Here is a 14,735-nt window from a genome sequence, read left to right as displayed (position 1 = left end):
GACGGCGCCGACCGACCAAGCCGTCCGTCCGTCCGTCCGTCCGTCCGTCCGTCCGTCAACTGTGCCTGTCGGCACGTGAGTCAAGCAGGCCGCCCGCATCGTGGCAAGAAGTTGCAGAATCTTCCCGCAAGTCTTGCGAAACATGCTGCGGACCTCGGAGCGACGGGGTAGGACGGCAGCCAGGAAGACCGTCGGCCGCGGCGTGGACGGCGAACGGCGGATCGGCCGGCCCGAGGGGCGGGGGTCCGCCGGAATCCGGCGCGTGGCCCCGCACCCGGGCCCGTCACCGGGGCTCGTCGGAGAGCCCGTCGTCGGGCGCCGCCCCCGGCCGGCACGCCCCGGGGCCGTCCGGGGCGCCGGACAGGTCACGGTAGAGCTCGGCGACGGCCCGGGGGCCCTCATGCCCGGCGAGGTCCTCCAGGGTGAGCGGCCGGCCGTCCGGGTCGGCCACGGGCAGCCGCCAGTTGGGGTACTCGTCGGCCGTCCCGGGCAGGTTCTGCGGGCGGCGGTCCCCCACGGTGTCCGGGAGCCAGACGCCGAGCAGCTTCGCCGGGGTGAGCGCCAGGAACCGGTGCAGGCCGAGCGCCTCCCGTCCGGGGACCGTCCCGCTCCCCGGCCCCAGCGCCCCGAGCCGGTCCAGCTCGGCCAGCCAGGCGGCCCGTTCGGACGCGGCCGACACGGCGGCCTGTTCCAACGGCTCGCCGAGCAGGCCGAGGCGCTCGTGCAGCCGGACGTGCGCGCCCTCCAGCCAGGCCGCGGTGCTCGGCAGGTCGTGGGTGGTGAGGGTGGCCAGGCAGTCGCCGCGCCACCGCTCGGGCGGCAGCGGGCCGGAACGTTGCTCCGGTCCGCCGAGGTACTCGAAGCGCAGCACGGAGGTGCCGAGGATTCCCCGGTCCGCGAGCTCCTCACGGACGCCCCGCTCGACGGTGCCGAGGTCCTCGCCGATCACCAGGCTGCCCGCCCGGTGCGCCTCCAGGGCCAGCACCCCCAGCAGAGCCTCGTGGTCGTAGCGTACGTAGGTGCCCTGGCCGGGGCCGGCCCCGTCCGGGATCCACCAGAGCCGGAAGAGGCCCATGATGTGGTCCAGGCGCAGTGCGCCGGAGCGTCGCAGGGTGCCGCGCAGCACTTCGGCGAAGGGGCCGTATCCGGCCTCGGCGAGGGCGTCCGGCCGCCAGGGCGGCTGGCCCCAGTCCTGTCCGTGCGGGTTGAAGTCGTCGGGTGGGCAGCCGACCGTCATGCCCTGCGCCAGACAGCTCTGGAAGCTCCAGGCGTCGGCGCCCTCGGGGTCGACGCCGACGGCGAGGTCGTGCATCAGTCCGATGGCCATGCCCGCTCCGGTGGCGGCCCGCTGGGCCTCGGCGAGCTGGTCGTCGACCAGCCAGGCGACACGGCGGTGGAACTCGATGCGGTCCGCCAGGTCCCGACGCGCGGCGGCGATACCCGTCCCCCCGGGGCTGCGCAGCCCGGCGGGCCAGGAGCGCCAGCGGGGGCCGTGGACCTCGGCGAGGGCGCACCAGGTCGCGTAGTCGTCCAGTCCCGGCCCCTCGCCGGCGACGTACTGCCGGTAGGCGGCGCTCCGTCCGGGGCCGAGCGGTACCCGGTGCAGGAGTTCCAGGGCACGCAGCTTCAGGTCACGGACGGCGGCGCGGTCGATCAGGTCCCCGTCGAGCACGTCGTCGCGCAGCCGGGCGGCGCCCGCGGTCAGCCGGGCGGCGGTCTCCCGGTCGCCGGGCGCCAGGGCGGCGTACTCGGGGACGGTCTCGATCCGCAGGTTCATCGGGTCGGCGTAGCGCCGGCTGCCGGGCCGGTACGGGGAGGGGTCGGGCATCGGCCCGGGCACATAGGCGTGGAGGGGGTTGAGCTGGATGAAGTCGGCTCCGAGGCCGCCCGCCCAGCGGGCCAGACCGGCGAGGTCCCCGAGGTCGCCCATGCCCCAGGAGCGGCGGGAGAGGAGCGAGTACAGCTGGACGAGGAAGCCCCAGCCCCGGTGTGCGGGGCCGGGCAGCCGCTCGGGCGCGATGAGCAGCGGAACGGCCTCGGACCGCCCCCCGCGCGTCGCGTGCAGGGTGTGGCGGCCGACGGGGAAGTCGGCCAGCTCCTTGCCGAGTGAGCCGACCCGGTGGGTGCGGCCGTCCTCGGTCCGGACCCGGATCGCGGTGCCGGGCGGGACGGAGAGGCCGGGCCGGGGCCGGCCGGAGCGGAGCACGACGACGGGCGGCAGGAGGCGGGCCGTCAGGGCGTGCCGGCGTTCGGCGAGGGCGGCCCGGACGCCGGCGGGGGTGGCGGCGTCGACACCGAGGGCGGCGAGCACCGCGCGCAGGGTGTCGGGGCCGGTGTCGACCCGGTGGCCGAGATCGGTGGTGTAGTGCGTGTCCACGCCGTGCAGGCGGGCGAGTTCGGCCAGTTCGGGGGTGGGCGGCATCGCGCGGCTCTCCGGTCAGTGGGGGGCGGTCGGGAAGAGGCGTTCGAGTACCGCCGCGACGCCGTCCTCCTCGTTGGTCGGGGCGATCTCGTCGGCGCGCCGCCGCAGTTCGGCGTGGGCGTTGCCCATGGCGACGCCGTGGCCGGCCCACTCGAACATCGGGATGTCGTTGGGCATGTCGCCGAAGGCGATGGTCTCGGCCGGGGTGAAGCCGAGCCTGCGGGCCGCCGCGGCGAGGCCGCTCGCCTTGCTGACGCCGGCCGGAAGCAGTTCGACCAGGCCCTCGCCGGAGTGGGTGACGTTGATCCGCCGCTCGCAGACCCGCAGGGCCAGGGCGGCCAGGGCGTCGTCGTCCCGTTCCCGGCTGCGGATCAGGACCTTCTCCAGCGGCCGCGCCCAGAGTTCGGCGGGCTCCTCGACGAGGCGCCAGCCGTGCCGGACCCGCTCGGCGAAGCCCGGGGTGACCAGGAACTCCCCGGACATGCCCGCGGTCACGACGCCGAGTTCCAGCGGTCCCGCCTCCTCGGCGATCCGTCCGATCAGTCTCCGGACGGTGGGTCGGTCCAGCGTGGCCGAGGAGAGCAACCGGTCGGCGCCCACGTCGTAGAGCTGGGCGCCCTGGCCGCAGACGGCCAGGCCCCGGTAGCCGAGCGGCTTCAGCAGGCTGCGGCAGCCGGGTGCGGGCCTGCCGGTGACCACCAGGTGCCGGGCGCCGGAGGCGACGGCGCCGGCCAGCGCCTTGCGGGTGCGGGCCGAGACGCTGAGGTCGCCGCGGAGCAGCGTGCCGTCGAGGTCGGTCGCGACGACGGTGAAACCGGTCGGACCGGGGCGGCCGGGTGCGGTCATCGCCCGTCCTCCGGATGCGGGGTGTGCAGGGTGAGCAGGGTGTGTGCGGCCAGGGTGGCGGCGTCGGTGATGTGTCCGGCGAGGACGAGGTGGCGCCATTCGTCGGGGCCGGCCCAGCGCTGGCGCATGTCGGCCTCGGTGGCCTCGCGCTGCGGCTCCCCCTGGATCAGGTCCTCGGCGAGGAAGACGTGACAGCCCTGGCTGGCGTAGCCGTACGCGACGTGGAGCCGTCCCAGAGGGGTCATCCGGCCTGCCCGCAGGCCGGTCTCCTCGCGCAGTTCGGCGCGGGCGAGTTCGAGGGGGCTCTCCTCCTGGTGTCCTTGCGGCCAGGAGCCCTGGGGGAACTCCCAGTACCGGCCGCCGACGGGGTAGCGGTACTGCTCGACCAGATGCACCCGGCCGTCCTGGCGCGGGATCACCAGGGCGTAGTCGGGCTTGTCGACCACGCCGTAGCGGCCGGGGCTGCCGTCCGGGTGCCGGATGTCGTCCTCGCGGACGCTCATCCAGGCGTTGCGGTAGACCTCTCGGGAGCGGATGGTGCGGATCACGGGGCGTCCTCCAGCAGCGTCCGGACGCCCTCGGCGACACCGCGCACCCGCAGGCCCCGGGCGGCCAGGAAGTCCTCCAGCCGGTCGCTGGTCAGGCAGGTGTTCACCGGTCTGCTGGCGTACCGGCCGAGGGCCTTCGGCACCCGTACGACCAGGGAGCGGGGGACGCCGAGGCCGTCGGCGACGGCCTCGGCCCAGGCGGCGCGCGAGATCCGGTCGGGGCCGCCGAGGTGGAGCAGCGAAGGCGCTCCGGCGGCCAGGACGGCGGCGGTCACCGCGGCGACGTCGGCGGCCAGGACGGGGGTCGTCCACTGGTCGTCGGGGGCCTCGACCGGTTCGCCCCGGCGGAGGCGGTGGGCGCAGGCGGAGAAGTAGTTGAGCCACTTGGTGGTGTGCGGCGGCTCCCAGCCGTACACGAGGGAGACCCGCAGCACGGTGCCGTCGGCCGTCTCCCTGACGATCCGCTCGGCGCGCAGTTTGGCCCGGCCGTAGGCGTTGGCGGGGGCCGTGGGAGTGGATTCGTCGTTCTCGGGCGAGCTGCCGTCGAAGACGTTGTCGGTGGAGATGAGCACCGTGCGGCAGCCGGGTGCGGCGGCCGTGAGGTGGGCGGTGGCAGCGGTGTGCAGTGCGGCGGCCCGCTCGGGGTGGGCCTCGCACCAGGTCACGTCGGAGGGGCCGTGCACCAGGACGAGGCGGTCGGGCCGGACCCGGTCGACCGCGCGGGCGCAGGACGCGGCGTCGGCCGCGTCCAGGGGGATCCAGGGGGCCGTGGCGGCCTCCGGCGGGCGACGGGAGGCCAGTACGGCGTTCTCGCCCGAGTCGGTGAGCCGGGCGGCGACGGCCCGGCCGACGAAGCCGCTGCCGACGATCAGGGTGCGCGTCACGTCACCGTCACCGCCTGCCGGGCCGCGGCGCGGGCGGTGAGCAGCCGGCCCGCGCCGATCAGACCGTGGTCGTCGTCGGGCTCGCCGAGCACGATCATCCGGCGGATGTCCTGTGGGCTCAGGCCGAAGCAGCCGAGGCGTTCCAGCTCCTCGGTGAGCAGCTCGGCGTATCGGGGTCCGACGGCCAGCGCGAAGCCGCCCATGAGGACGTAGCGGCGCACGCCGATGGAGGTGAAGACCGAGTTGATCGCGGAGGCCAGATGGGCGATGCCCTCGCGCAGGACGGCGGTCGCGAACGTGTCCGCCGCGCGGACGGCGGCGACCAGGACCCGGTTGTCGAGCAGCTCGGCGTCGGGTGCGGCGAGGCCCAGGTACGAGCGGGCGTAGCCGGCCGGGTCGGCCTGGGCGGCACGGCGGGCGGCCGCCAGCGTGCCGCGGCCGGAGGCGATGCCGCCGAGGTGGCCGCGTCCGCCGCAGTCGCACAGCGGGGCCTGCGGGGACGGGTCGCAGGTCCAGTGTCCGAGTTCGCCGCCGTGACCCTCGGGGTCGAGCAGGACCTCTCCCGCACGGTAGATCTTGGTTCCGATGCCGGAGCTGACGGTGATCAGGCAGAACGCCTGGTCCCCGTGGGTGTCGACATATCTCCAGACGGCCGCCGTCAGGTCGTTGACCACGACCACCGGCACGCCGAGGCGTTCCTCCAGCAGGAGCCGCAGGGGAAGCGGTTCGCCGCGGGCTCCCCAGACCGTCGGGGCGGTGACGATCCGGCCGTCGGCGGTGACGGGGCCGGCGAAGGCCACGGCCAGGGCGCCGCTGCGGTGTCGTCGGACCGCCTCGGCGGCGAGGGACGCGAGCTGCTCGGCCACCCTGTTCTGCAGTTCGGGCACCGGGGCGCCGGGGTGGCGGGCCATCCCGTCGGTGGGGGTGCGCCGGATGTCGGTGACGGCGCCGGTGTCCGCGTCGTAACGGGCGATCCGCAGGGTGGTGCCGCCGAGGTCGACGACGGTACAGGCGTGTTCAGACACTGGCCCCTCCATGGGTGTACGGGGTCTCCAGCTGCTGCACGGATCCGTCCTCCAGGACGATCGCGGAGTCGATCTCGGCTCCGGCGGGGACGGTGGCGCCGGGCAGCAGGACGCTGCGGCGGACGATCGCGCCGGCGCCGACGCGGACGCCGGGGAAGGCGACGCTCCGCTCGATCCGGCCCCGGTTGGCGAGGTCGGCGGGGACCACGCTGCGTGCGATGCCGGGTGCGCTCACGACGAGGCCGCGCGCCACGCCGGGCCGCACGGTGCGGGGCAGCCGGTCGAGCGGCAGCGAGGGACGGCTGTCCACCAGGGCCAGGTGGGAGCGGTGGTAGCGGTCGACGGTTCCGATGTCCTCCCAGTGGCCGGGCACTTCGTGGCCGAGGATCCGCTCGCCGCCGGCCAGCATCGCGGGGATGACGTCCCGGCTGATGTCGTGCTGCCAGCGGGAGCCGTCGAGCTTCTCCAGGTACCGGTGCAGCACCGCCGCGTCGAAGACGCAGAACGCGGCGAACACCAGGTCGCTGGTCGGCTCGGCGGGCTTCTCCACGAATCCGGTGAGCTGTCCGGAGGGGTCGAACTCGACCATCCCGAAGAGGTGCACGTAGCGGCGCTCGATCCGCTGGTAGGCGAGGGTGAGGGCGGCGCCGGTACGGCGGTGCCGCTCGATCAGCGGGCCGTAGTCGAAGCGGTACACGTGGTCGGCGTGCAGCACCAGGACGTCGGAGGTGTCCGGGCCGAAGATGTACGGGGCCTTGCGGATCAGGGCGTCGGCGGTGCCCCGTTCGGGCGGCCCGGCCGGGCCCGCCGGCCGGTGCCCGGCGCCCTCCCGGTACCCCTGGTCGTAGGGGCCGAAGTGCACCCGGAAGCCGGGGCGCCACCAGGTCCCGTAGAGGTCGTCCATCAACTGCCGCTCCTCGTACTGGGAGAGCAGCAGCACCTCTTCCAGACCGGAGGCGTCGGCGTTGGCGAGAGAGAAGTCGATCAGCCGGCAGGCGCCGCCGTAGGGCACCAGCGGCTTGAGCCTGCCGTGGCCCAGCCTGCCCATCCTGCGTCCTTCGCCGCCGGCCAGGAGGACGGCGCGCACTCCCTCAGCCATGGCGGACCACGTCCCACACGGTGCGGCCGGTGGACAGCGTGATCAACAGGTGCAGCTCCCGGCCGGTGGCGGGCGGCGCACCGGTGAACTCCGTCCCGTCGCGGGTCAGCCGTCGCACCGTCACCGGCTGCCTGCCCGGACCGTCCGGGGCGGGTTCGACCAGTTCGACCCGCTCCGCGTGCGGGAGGCGGTAGACGATCCGGCCGCCCCGGACGGTGCAGCGGCCCCGCAGCCGGGCCCGCAGGGCCGGATCGCTGTCGGCGGTCCGCTCGCAGCGGGCGAAGTCGGCGCGCTCCCAGGCGGCTTCGAACAGCGCGCGGGCGGCCGGGCCGTCCAGCTCCCGGCAGCGCCGGTAGGCGTCGGCGTCTCCCAGGCGGGCGGCGGCCTCCGCGATTTCCTCCCGATGGGTGTCGTACGCCTCCGGGGGCAACAGGTCGAACCAGCCGTGGCGCAGCATCGTCGCGACGTCGGGTTGGGGCCGCCGTCCCTCCCAGAGCGGGGTGAAGGCGTCCAGGTGCAGCCGCGCTGCCCGGTCCCAGGTGAACCGCCTGGCGTTCGCCATGGCGTTGGCCCGCAGTCTGCGGTACTGCTCGGGCTGCTCGTTCAGCAGGGCCGCCGCCTGGTGGATGCGCCGGGCGAGGGCGTCGACGAGCAGCGGGTCGTCCTCGGCGAAGGAGCGGTTGACGGCGAAGCCGGTGGCTCCGGCGGCGTCGGGGCCGTCCAGCGGATCGGCCGTGTGCCCGAAGTGGGCCATGCCGAGCTGGGCGGTGGCGATCGGTACCGCGCCCACGGCCATGGCCTCGCCCTGGGCGATGAGGAAGGTGTCCATCTCGAACTTGGACGGGAAGAGGCAGAAGTCGGAGGAGGCGGCGTACGCGACGATCCGCTGCTCCTCGACCCGCCGCCATTCCAGGTGGACGCGGCCCTTGTGCCGTTCGGCCACCTCGTGGGCGTACGGGTCGTCGATCCCGTCGTCGCTGATGCAGCGCAGCACGAAGTTGGCGGCGAGTCCTTCGTCCAGGACCCGGTCGACGGCGCGGAACAGTTCGGTCTGCCCCTTGTGGTTCACGGCGTAGCGGGCGTTGTGGAAGAAGGTCGGCAGCCGGTGGTCGAGGCCGAGCCCGCCGAGGACGGACGCCCGGTCGGCGGACGGCGGTCCACCGGCGGTCCAGGTGTCGCCGACGGCGCAGCCGCCCACGAAGTTCTTGTGCGCGTTGCGCCGCACGGTGTCGTGGACCGGGAGCCGGGTGAAGAGCTGTTCGAAGGGGGTGTCGGCGAAGGCGGTGTAGAAGTCCTGGTGGCCGGGCGAGAGGAAGTCGACCAGGTCGGCGTGGTCGGCCACCAGGTCGTACACGCGGACGTGTCCGGGGCCGTACTCGTAGTGCAGATGGGTGAGCTGCTGGTAGCCGCTCATCACCGCCTCGTGCTCGGTGAGGGGGTGGTCCGCGTCCTCGGCGGGGAGTGTCACGCCGGCGTCGAGGAAGGTCAGCAGCCGTTCCACCTTGGGGCGGTAGACCTTCTTCGTGATCGGCATGTTGCTCTGCACGGTGCCCACGACCGTCTTGCGGGGGTCGTTCCGGAAGGCCGCCGGCATCAGGTAGTGGTAGTACGGCTCGTGGGCGTGGATCACGGCCTTGTCGTCGGCGAACCGGTGCCGGACGAAACGGATGGTGTCGACCTGGTAGGCCAGCGGCTTGAAGAAGACGAGGTCGTGGCCCTTGCTCCCGTACGGCGGGTAGAACCGGTCCGGCAGCTCGTCGAGCAGCTGGTTGGACAGGAAGTAGAGGTCGACGCCGTCCAGCCGCAGGCGGTGTGCGGTGGTGGTCAGCGGGATCCGCACCTCGGCCGGGAAGCGTTCGCCCCAGGTCCCCGGGTCCAGGACGAGCGGGAGCTCGTATGTGTCGTGGTAGTCGAGCGTCTCCAGGTCGTAGTCCCCGCGCAGGTCGTCGAGGCGGCCGTGGGCCGGGGTGACGACGGAGACGCGGTGACCCTGGTCGGCCAGCGCCTTGGAGAGGTTCCAGAGGTAGACGGATATGCCGCCCTGCAGGAAGCGGTGGTCGAAGCCGCCGCATTCGAAGTACGTCTCGATGATGTGCACGGGCGTCAGTCCTTCGCCGTGGTGGCCGGCAGGCCGTCGGCCTCCACGGCGTGCCGCAGGTTGATCGCCGCGTGGTAGGCGCGGTCGTGGGCGTAGGCGTAGTCGAGCTCGTGGAGGAGCCGGCGCAGCCGGAACAGCCGCCAGGCGGGGTGGCCGGTCAGTTGCCGGCCACCGGTGAGCAGCTCTCCGGTGCGGGCCGCCCAGAGCCCGGCGGCGGACCGCAGCCGGGACAGCGCGGCCAGGCGGCGGGGTGTCCAGCCGGGGGTGTCGGGCGCCGCGCCGGCGGCCTGGAGCAGCGCCGCGCGGCAGGTGTCGTCGGGGTCCATGCCGAGGAACCCCGCCGCCTCGTCGGCGAACTCGTCGGCGGTGAAGATCTCCAGGCCGCGCCGCAGGGCCGCCAGGTCCTGCCACGGGGACTGGGCGGTGGAGGGGTCGGCCGGGTCCGAGGGCGGGGTGGAGAGGTCGATGACGCACAGCTTCCAGCTGCCGTCGGTGTTCTCGTGGCGCAGCAGGTGGGACAGGTGCAGGTCGCCGTGGCAGGGGCCGGTCGGCCAGGGCTCGGGCGGCAGGGCCGCGATGAGCGCCAGCTCACGTTCCAGTCCGCCGACGGCGGCGTGCCGGACGGGCGCGGGGAAGCGGCAGTCGTCCAGGATCGACGGGCGCAGCGCGGCGACCCCTTCGGCCGCCTCGGCGAGGAAGCCGTCGGCGGGGAAGTCGGGGTGCGGGCCCAGCCGTTCGGCCAGCTCGCGGTGGAAGTCGCGCAGGAACCGTCCCGCCTCGGCGAGCGGTGCCGTGAGGGTTCGCTGGGACTCGGTGACCGCGGCCCGCGGGTCGGCTCCGGCGTGCAGCAGCGGCCACAGGGCCCGTATGCCGACGCGCAGCGGGACGTTGAGGCCCTCGCCGTCGGCGTAGCGGTAGAGCACGCCGAGGGGCTCCCGGCGGCCGGTGGCGGTGTCCACGTAGGTGTAGTCGCCGACCGGCTCCTGGGTGTGGCCGGAGCCGGCCATGAGCCGCAGGAGTTCGGGTTCCCGGGCGTCGGCGCCGATCCGCCGGTACGTCTTGTGGGCGTGCGGGGCGCCGCCCAGGTCGAGCAGCGACAGGGCGTTGGAGGACCAGCCGGGCTCGAAGGGCAGCTGGGCCCGGTAGGCGGCGGGGTCACCCCGGAACTCGATCACGTTGCCGCCCCGGGTGGGCAGGCGCAGTCCGTCCCGCAGCGCCCGTACGACGAGCCGGTCGTACGCGGCGGTGCGGTCGGCGGACCGGCCGGGGTCGGCGTCGAGGACGGGGACGAACCAGCGGCCGGCCGTCTCCCCGGCGGAGGCGACGACGAGCAGGCGGACGGATCCCAGGGTGGCCTGGTCGAGGAGTTCGAAGTGGGCGGCCCGTCGGCCGGTCTCGTCCATCCAGGGGGCCTGACGGAGCAGTTCGACCGTGGCCGGCGGGGGGCTGCCGAGCAGCAGGGTTTCCAAGGTTCAGCTCCCGGTCATCTCGTAGCGGTCGACGCCCCGGTGCCAGACCACCAGGGCGAGCGTCACCAGCGCGGCGGTCACCAGCAGCAGCCAGGGCAGCATGTGGGTGTGCCCGAAGAGCAGGTAGGACGCGGGGACGTAGGCGGTGAAGGCGTACGGCAGCAGCCAGGTCAGCAGCCACCGCAGGGACGGGTGGTACAGGTCGAGGGGGTAGCCGGAGAAGTCGCCGAGCTGGTTGGCCGCATAGAGCGCCGGGAAGCTGCTGGTGGTCCAGAAGGCGAGTGCGGCGAACACGGTCTTGATCGCGGCGAGGATCAGGGCCCCGCAGAGCACGAGCAGCGGGGCGAGGAGCAGTTGGCCGGCGGTGGGATCGAGGTCCAGGCTCTCCGCCGCGTACCAGGTGAGGGCGATTCCGGTGATCAGTTCGCCGAAGCCGTCCGGGTACAGGAAGCGCTCGGAGAGCAGGGAGAACAGCGGGTGGACCGGGCGGATCAGGTACCGGAAGAACTCGCCGGACTGGACCAGTTTCCTGGCGAGGATCCACAGCTGGTCGGTGAAGAGCCGGTCCAGACCGCGCGGGAGCAGCGAGAAGCCGAGCAGGAACAGCACTTGGTGGTAGTTCCAGCCCGCGATGACGGGGACCTGCTGGAAGACCATGCCGATGACGGCGACCTGGCAGACGACTCTCAGCAGCAGTCCGCCGGCGCCGAGGACGAAGTCCATCCGGTACTCCGTCAGCCGGTGCAGGCTGACGGCGCTCAGGTGCCAGGTGAGCCGGGTGTAGCGGGCCGCGGTGGTGAAGGGTCTCATCCGCCGAGCACCTCCACGTGCCGGACGGCGCGACGCCAGGCGAGGGCGGCCAGGGCGGCCAGGACACCGGCCCAGGCGGCTTGGCGGGCCAGGATCCCGAGGGCGTCGGCCGGGCCGTCGTAGTGGCCGAGCAGGAGCCGCAGCGGGCCGTCGATCAGTCCCTGGAAGGGCAGGGCGTTCGCGATGGCGGCCAGCGGGCCCGGCATGAGGGCGAGTGGGACGACCTGGCCCGAGAAGAACGCGACGACGCTGTCCTTGACGATCCGGATGCCCCAGATGTTGGTGGTGAGGAATCCGGCCAGGCCGACCAGCAGATTCACTCCGAAGCCGATGACCAGGGAGAACCCGGCGGAGAGCGCGAACAGCGCGGCGCCCGCCCCGCTCGGCACGGTGAGCGGCAGCAGCAGCGCGTACAGCAGCAGCACCGGCAGGGCGACCAGCACGGCGTTCACGAGCGAGACCGGCAGCCCGGCGGCGAACCGGGAGAGCGGGTAGTTGACGGGGCGCAGGAGCGAGACGGCGATGTCCCCCCGCTGGACCTCCCCCGCCACCTCCTCGTCCACCCGGTTGGCCTGGAGCAGCGCGAGCACCTGGGCCAGCAGCACGTACGTGGTCAGCTCGGGCAGCTCGTAGCCACCGGGCGGACCGCCGGTGCGGCCCGCGTACACCGCGCGCCACAGGAAGATCTGCAGGCCGACGGCGGTGGCCGCGGTGACGGCGTTGATCAGGAACGTCGAGCGGTACTGGAGCAGGCTCTGCAGGCTGCCCACGGCGAACGGGGTGTACCGGCGCAGGGCGGCGACGGGTGTCATACCAGCGCCTCCGGCGTCCGGTCCGGGCCGGTGTAGATCCGGCGCAGCACCGTCTCCAGGTCCGGCTCCGGGGCGACGCAGTCGGTGAGTTCGAAGTGCTCCAGGAGGAAGCCCATCACCTGCCGGGCGGACCAGCGCCGTGCCGGGTAGTCCACCGTGATCCGCCCGCCCTCGACGGGCCGGGCCGATGCCCCTTCGAGGTGTCCTTCGATCAGGGTGATCGCCTGCTCCGGGGACGGCTCGCCCTGGTACTCGAAGACGACGGCACGGGTGTCGGCGGTCCGCAGGAGCTCGCGCATGGTGCCCTGGTGCACGACCTCGCCCCGGTTGACCACGAGGACCTGGTCGCAGATGGCCGTGATGTCGCCGATGTCATGGCTGGTGAGCATGATGGTGGTGCCGAGCTCCGCGTTGACGTGGTTGATCAGTTCGCGGACGGCCTCCTTCAGCACCAGGTCGAGTCCGACGGTCGGCTCGTCCAGGAACACCACCGCCGGGTCGTGCAGCAGGCTGGCCGCCACCTCGGCGCGCATCCGCTGGCCCAGGCTCAGCTGCCGTACCGGGGTGGTGCCGAGGGCGTCGAGGTCGAGCAGCTCGCGGTACAGCGCCATGTTGCGCCGGTACACCGGGTCGGGGACCTCGTGGATGCGCCGCAGGATACGGAAGGAGTCGGGCACCGGCAGGTCCCACCAGAGCTGGCTGCGCTGGCCGAAGACCACACCGATGTTGGCCGCGTTGCGCCGCCGCTCCCGGTACGGCTCCAGCCCCGACACCAGGCAGCGGCCGGAGGTCGGGCGCATGATGCCCGTGAGCATCTTGACGGTGGTGGACTTCCCGGCGCCGTTGGCGCCGATGTAGGCGGCCTTGCCCCCGGCCGGGATCTCGAAGGACACACCGGAGACGGCGCGGACGAGGCGGTGCTCGCGGCTGAACAGCGTGCCAAGACTGCCGAGCAGGCCGGGCCGGCGCCGGTAGACCTTGAACTCCTTCACCAGGTTCTCGGCGACGATCACCGCGCGGCCTCCGTGACGCGTTCCAGGGCGCGGCCGAGCAGACCGACGCCCTCCTCCAGGAGGGCCCGGTCGATGGTGAACGGCGGGGCGAGCCGGATGATGTGGCCGCCGATCGAGGTCCGCAGGCCGAGATCGAGGGCGGCGAGGTACACCGCGCGGGCGATCTCGGGGGCGGGCTCGCGGGTGCTCCGGCTGCGGACGAACTCCAGGCCGTGCAGCATGCCCAGTCCCCGGACGTCGCCCAGCACGTCGAAGCGGGCTCGCAGTTCGGCCAGCCGTTCGTCCAGCAGCTCGCCGAGGGTGCGGACCTGTTCGATCAGGGTGTCGCGGGCCACCACCTCCAGGGTGGCCCGCGCCGCGGCGATGCCCAGCGGGTTGTTGGCATAGGTCGACGCGGTCGAGCCGGCCTGCGCGGCACGGGGGTGGCGCAGCACGGAGGAGCGGCCTGCCAGCACCGCGAACGGGAAGCCGTTGGCCATGCCCTTGGAGAGCGCCACCAGGTCCGGCTCGATGCCGAACTGCTCGCCGGCCAGGAAGGTCCCGGTGCGCCCGCCGCCGGTGAGCACCTCGTCGGCGACCAGCAGCACGCCGTTCTCGCGGCAGGTGTCGGCGATCTGCTCCCAGTAGCCGGGAGGCGGCACGATGACCCCGGCCGCGCCCAGCACCGGTTCGAAGACCAGCGCCGACACATGGGGCTTCTCCGCGATGTGCCGCCGGACCAGCGTCGCGCAGCGCACCCCGCAGGAGGGGTACTCCAGGTCGAGCGGGCAGCGGTAGCAGTACGGCGAGTAGCCGAGGATGCTGTTCCCGGCGAAGGCCTGGTTGCCGATGTCCCAGTGCACGAGCATCCTCGCGCCCTGGGTCTTGCCGTGGAAGCCGTGGCGCAGGGCGCCGATCCGGTTGCGTCCGGGTTCGGCGACGGCCTGGACGGTGCGCAGGGCGGCCTCGACGACCTCGGCGCCGGTGGAGAAGAAGCCGTAGGTGTCGAGCTCCTCCGGGAGCAGCCGCGCGAGCAGCTCGCACAGCGCGGCCCGGTCGGCGGTGGCGAAGTCGTGGACGTTCCAGAGCCGGGTGGCCTGCCGGGTGAGCGCGTCGACGACCTCGGGGTGGCAGTGGCCGAGTGACTGGGTGAGCGTGCCGGCCGCGAGGTCGATGTACTGGTTGCCGTCCAGGTCGGTGAGGACCGCGCCGCGGCCCTCCACGAACACCCGGCGGCCCAGCGCGGACTCCTCCGAGGCGCCCGGGGCCAGGTGGGCGGCCTCCTGCTCCAGCCGGGCGAGCTGGCGGGGGCCGGTCACCGGCTGCCGCCCAGCGGTCCGGCCTCGAAGACCAGCAGCTGGAGCTCGCCCTCGGAATCGTTGGCCAGGCCGTGTTCGCCGTACGGGCGGTTGGGGATCACGTCCCCGGCGCGGACCTCGAACTCCTCGCCGTCCAGGGTCATCCGCCCCCGCCCCGAGAGGATGACGTAGGTCTCCTGGTCGTCGGCGTGGCGGTGGCGGCCGATGGAGGTGCCCGGGGGCAGCACCACCAGGTCGATGAAGGCGATACCGGCCGGCCCGTCCTCGCGGCGGTAGGCCCGGTGCGCCAGGATCGCGCCCTCTCCACCGTGGTCGGCGATCACCTCCCGGAACAGCCCTTCGTGCAGGTTGGAGATCCGGGGACGCGTCGGGCGCCGGTCCACCGGCGGTTCGGCGTGGCTCATCTCGGTG

At 73.7% G+C, this 14,735-nt stretch carries 13 protein-coding genes; all 13 read right to left on the bottom strand.

Annotation, left to right across the window (positions count from 1 at the left end; all coding sequences use genetic code 11):
* Positions 1–283 precede the first annotated feature (283 nt).
* From malQ to PUR26_RS06530, 13 genes are read right to left on the bottom strand one after another with little or no spacing between them, the layout of a single operon-like run.
* Positions 284–2,422, bottom strand: coding sequence for a 4-alpha-glucanotransferase (gene malQ, locus PUR26_RS06590; RefSeq protein ID WP_329870109.1), 2,139 nt, complete (start codon positions 2,420–2,422; stop codon positions 284–286).
* 15 nt (positions 2,423–2,437) lie between these two features.
* Positions 2,438–3,268, bottom strand: coding sequence for an HAD family hydrolase (locus PUR26_RS06585; RefSeq protein WP_329870107.1), 831 nt, complete (start codon positions 3,266–3,268; stop codon positions 2,438–2,440).
* Positions 3,265–3,816, bottom strand: coding sequence for an NUDIX hydrolase (locus PUR26_RS06580; protein ID WP_329870105.1), 552 nt, complete (start codon positions 3,814–3,816; stop codon positions 3,265–3,267). The genes PUR26_RS06585 and PUR26_RS06580 overlap by 4 nt, the downstream gene beginning before the upstream one ends.
* Complete coding sequence (locus tag PUR26_RS06575; protein ID WP_329870103.1) at positions 3,813–4,700, bottom strand: sugar nucleotide-binding protein; 888 nt, start codon at positions 4,698–4,700, stop codon at positions 3,813–3,815. The genes PUR26_RS06580 and PUR26_RS06575 overlap by 4 nt, the downstream gene beginning before the upstream one ends.
* Entirely contained in the window at positions 4,697–5,725 is a 1,029-nt protein-coding gene (locus tag PUR26_RS06570; RefSeq protein ID WP_329870101.1) for an ROK family protein, read from the bottom strand. The genes PUR26_RS06575 and PUR26_RS06570 overlap by 4 nt, the downstream gene beginning before the upstream one ends.
* A complete protein-coding gene (locus PUR26_RS06565; RefSeq protein WP_329870099.1) occupies positions 5,718–6,824 on the bottom strand; it encodes a sugar phosphate nucleotidyltransferase in 1,107 nt (368 codons plus the stop codon). The genes PUR26_RS06570 and PUR26_RS06565 overlap by 8 nt, the downstream gene beginning before the upstream one ends.
* On the bottom strand, positions 6,817–8,922 hold the full coding sequence (locus tag PUR26_RS06560) for a glycogen/starch synthase (RefSeq protein ID WP_329870098.1): 2,106 nt from the start codon (positions 8,920–8,922) through the stop codon (positions 6,817–6,819). The genes PUR26_RS06565 and PUR26_RS06560 overlap by 8 nt, the downstream gene beginning before the upstream one ends.
* Positions 8,923–8,927: 5 nt before the next feature.
* Positions 8,928–10,391, bottom strand: coding sequence for a phosphotransferase (locus tag PUR26_RS06555; RefSeq protein WP_329870096.1), 1,464 nt, complete (start codon positions 10,389–10,391; stop codon positions 8,928–8,930).
* Positions 10,392–10,394: 3 nt separating this feature from the next.
* Entirely contained in the window at positions 10,395–11,201 is an 807-nt protein-coding gene (locus tag PUR26_RS06550; protein ID WP_329870093.1) for an ABC transporter permease, read from the bottom strand.
* Positions 11,198–12,013 carry an ABC transporter permease gene (locus PUR26_RS06545; RefSeq protein WP_329870091.1) on the bottom strand — a complete coding sequence of 272 codons (816 nt, stop codon included), beginning with the start codon at positions 12,011–12,013 and terminating at the stop codon, positions 11,198–11,200. Before PUR26_RS06545 ends, PUR26_RS06550 begins: the two co-directional genes overlap by 4 nt.
* A complete protein-coding gene (locus PUR26_RS06540; protein ID WP_329870089.1) occupies positions 12,010–13,026 on the bottom strand; it encodes an ABC transporter ATP-binding protein in 1,017 nt (338 codons plus the stop codon). Before PUR26_RS06540 ends, PUR26_RS06545 begins: the two co-directional genes overlap by 4 nt.
* Positions 13,023–14,324: an aspartate aminotransferase family protein gene (locus tag PUR26_RS06535; protein ID WP_329870087.1), complete on the bottom strand. Its 1,302-nt coding sequence runs from the start codon at positions 14,322–14,324 to the stop codon at positions 13,023–13,025. The genes PUR26_RS06540 and PUR26_RS06535 overlap by 4 nt, the downstream gene beginning before the upstream one ends.
* Positions 14,321–14,728: a cupin domain-containing protein gene (locus tag PUR26_RS06530; RefSeq protein ID WP_329870085.1), complete on the bottom strand. Its 408-nt coding sequence runs from the start codon at positions 14,726–14,728 to the stop codon at positions 14,321–14,323. Before PUR26_RS06530 ends, PUR26_RS06535 begins: the two co-directional genes overlap by 4 nt.
* Positions 14,729–14,735: the final 7 nt, after the last annotated feature.

Origin of the sequence: Streptomyces sp. SP18CS02 (genome assembly GCF_036322365.1) — a bacterium.
GTDB lineage: Bacteria > Actinomycetota > Actinomycetes > Streptomycetales > Streptomycetaceae > Streptomyces.
Note: the sequence above shows the minus strand (reverse complement) of the source record. Positions and strands in the feature narration are given on the sequence as shown.

Coding starts and splice junctions, on each gene's coding strand:
- malQ (WP_329870109.1), bottom strand. CDS start 2,422: ATGCCGCCCACCCCCGAACTGGCCGAACTCGCCCGCCTGCACGGCGTG.
- PUR26_RS06585 (WP_329870107.1), bottom strand. CDS start 3,268: ATGACCGCACCCGGCCGCCCCGGTCCGACCGGTTTCACCGTCGTCGCG.
- PUR26_RS06565 (WP_329870099.1), bottom strand. CDS start 6,824: ATGGCTGAGGGAGTGCGCGCCGTCCTCCTGGCCGGCGGCGAAGGACGC.
- PUR26_RS06550 (WP_329870093.1), bottom strand. CDS start 11,201: ATGAGACCCTTCACCACCGCGGCCCGCTACACCCGGCTCACCTGGCAC.
- PUR26_RS06545 (WP_329870091.1), bottom strand. CDS start 12,013: ATGACACCCGTCGCCGCCCTGCGCCGGTACACCCCGTTCGCCGTGGGC.
- PUR26_RS06530 (WP_329870085.1), bottom strand. CDS start 14,728: ATGAGCCACGCCGAACCGCCGGTGGACCGGCGCCCGACGCGTCCCCGG.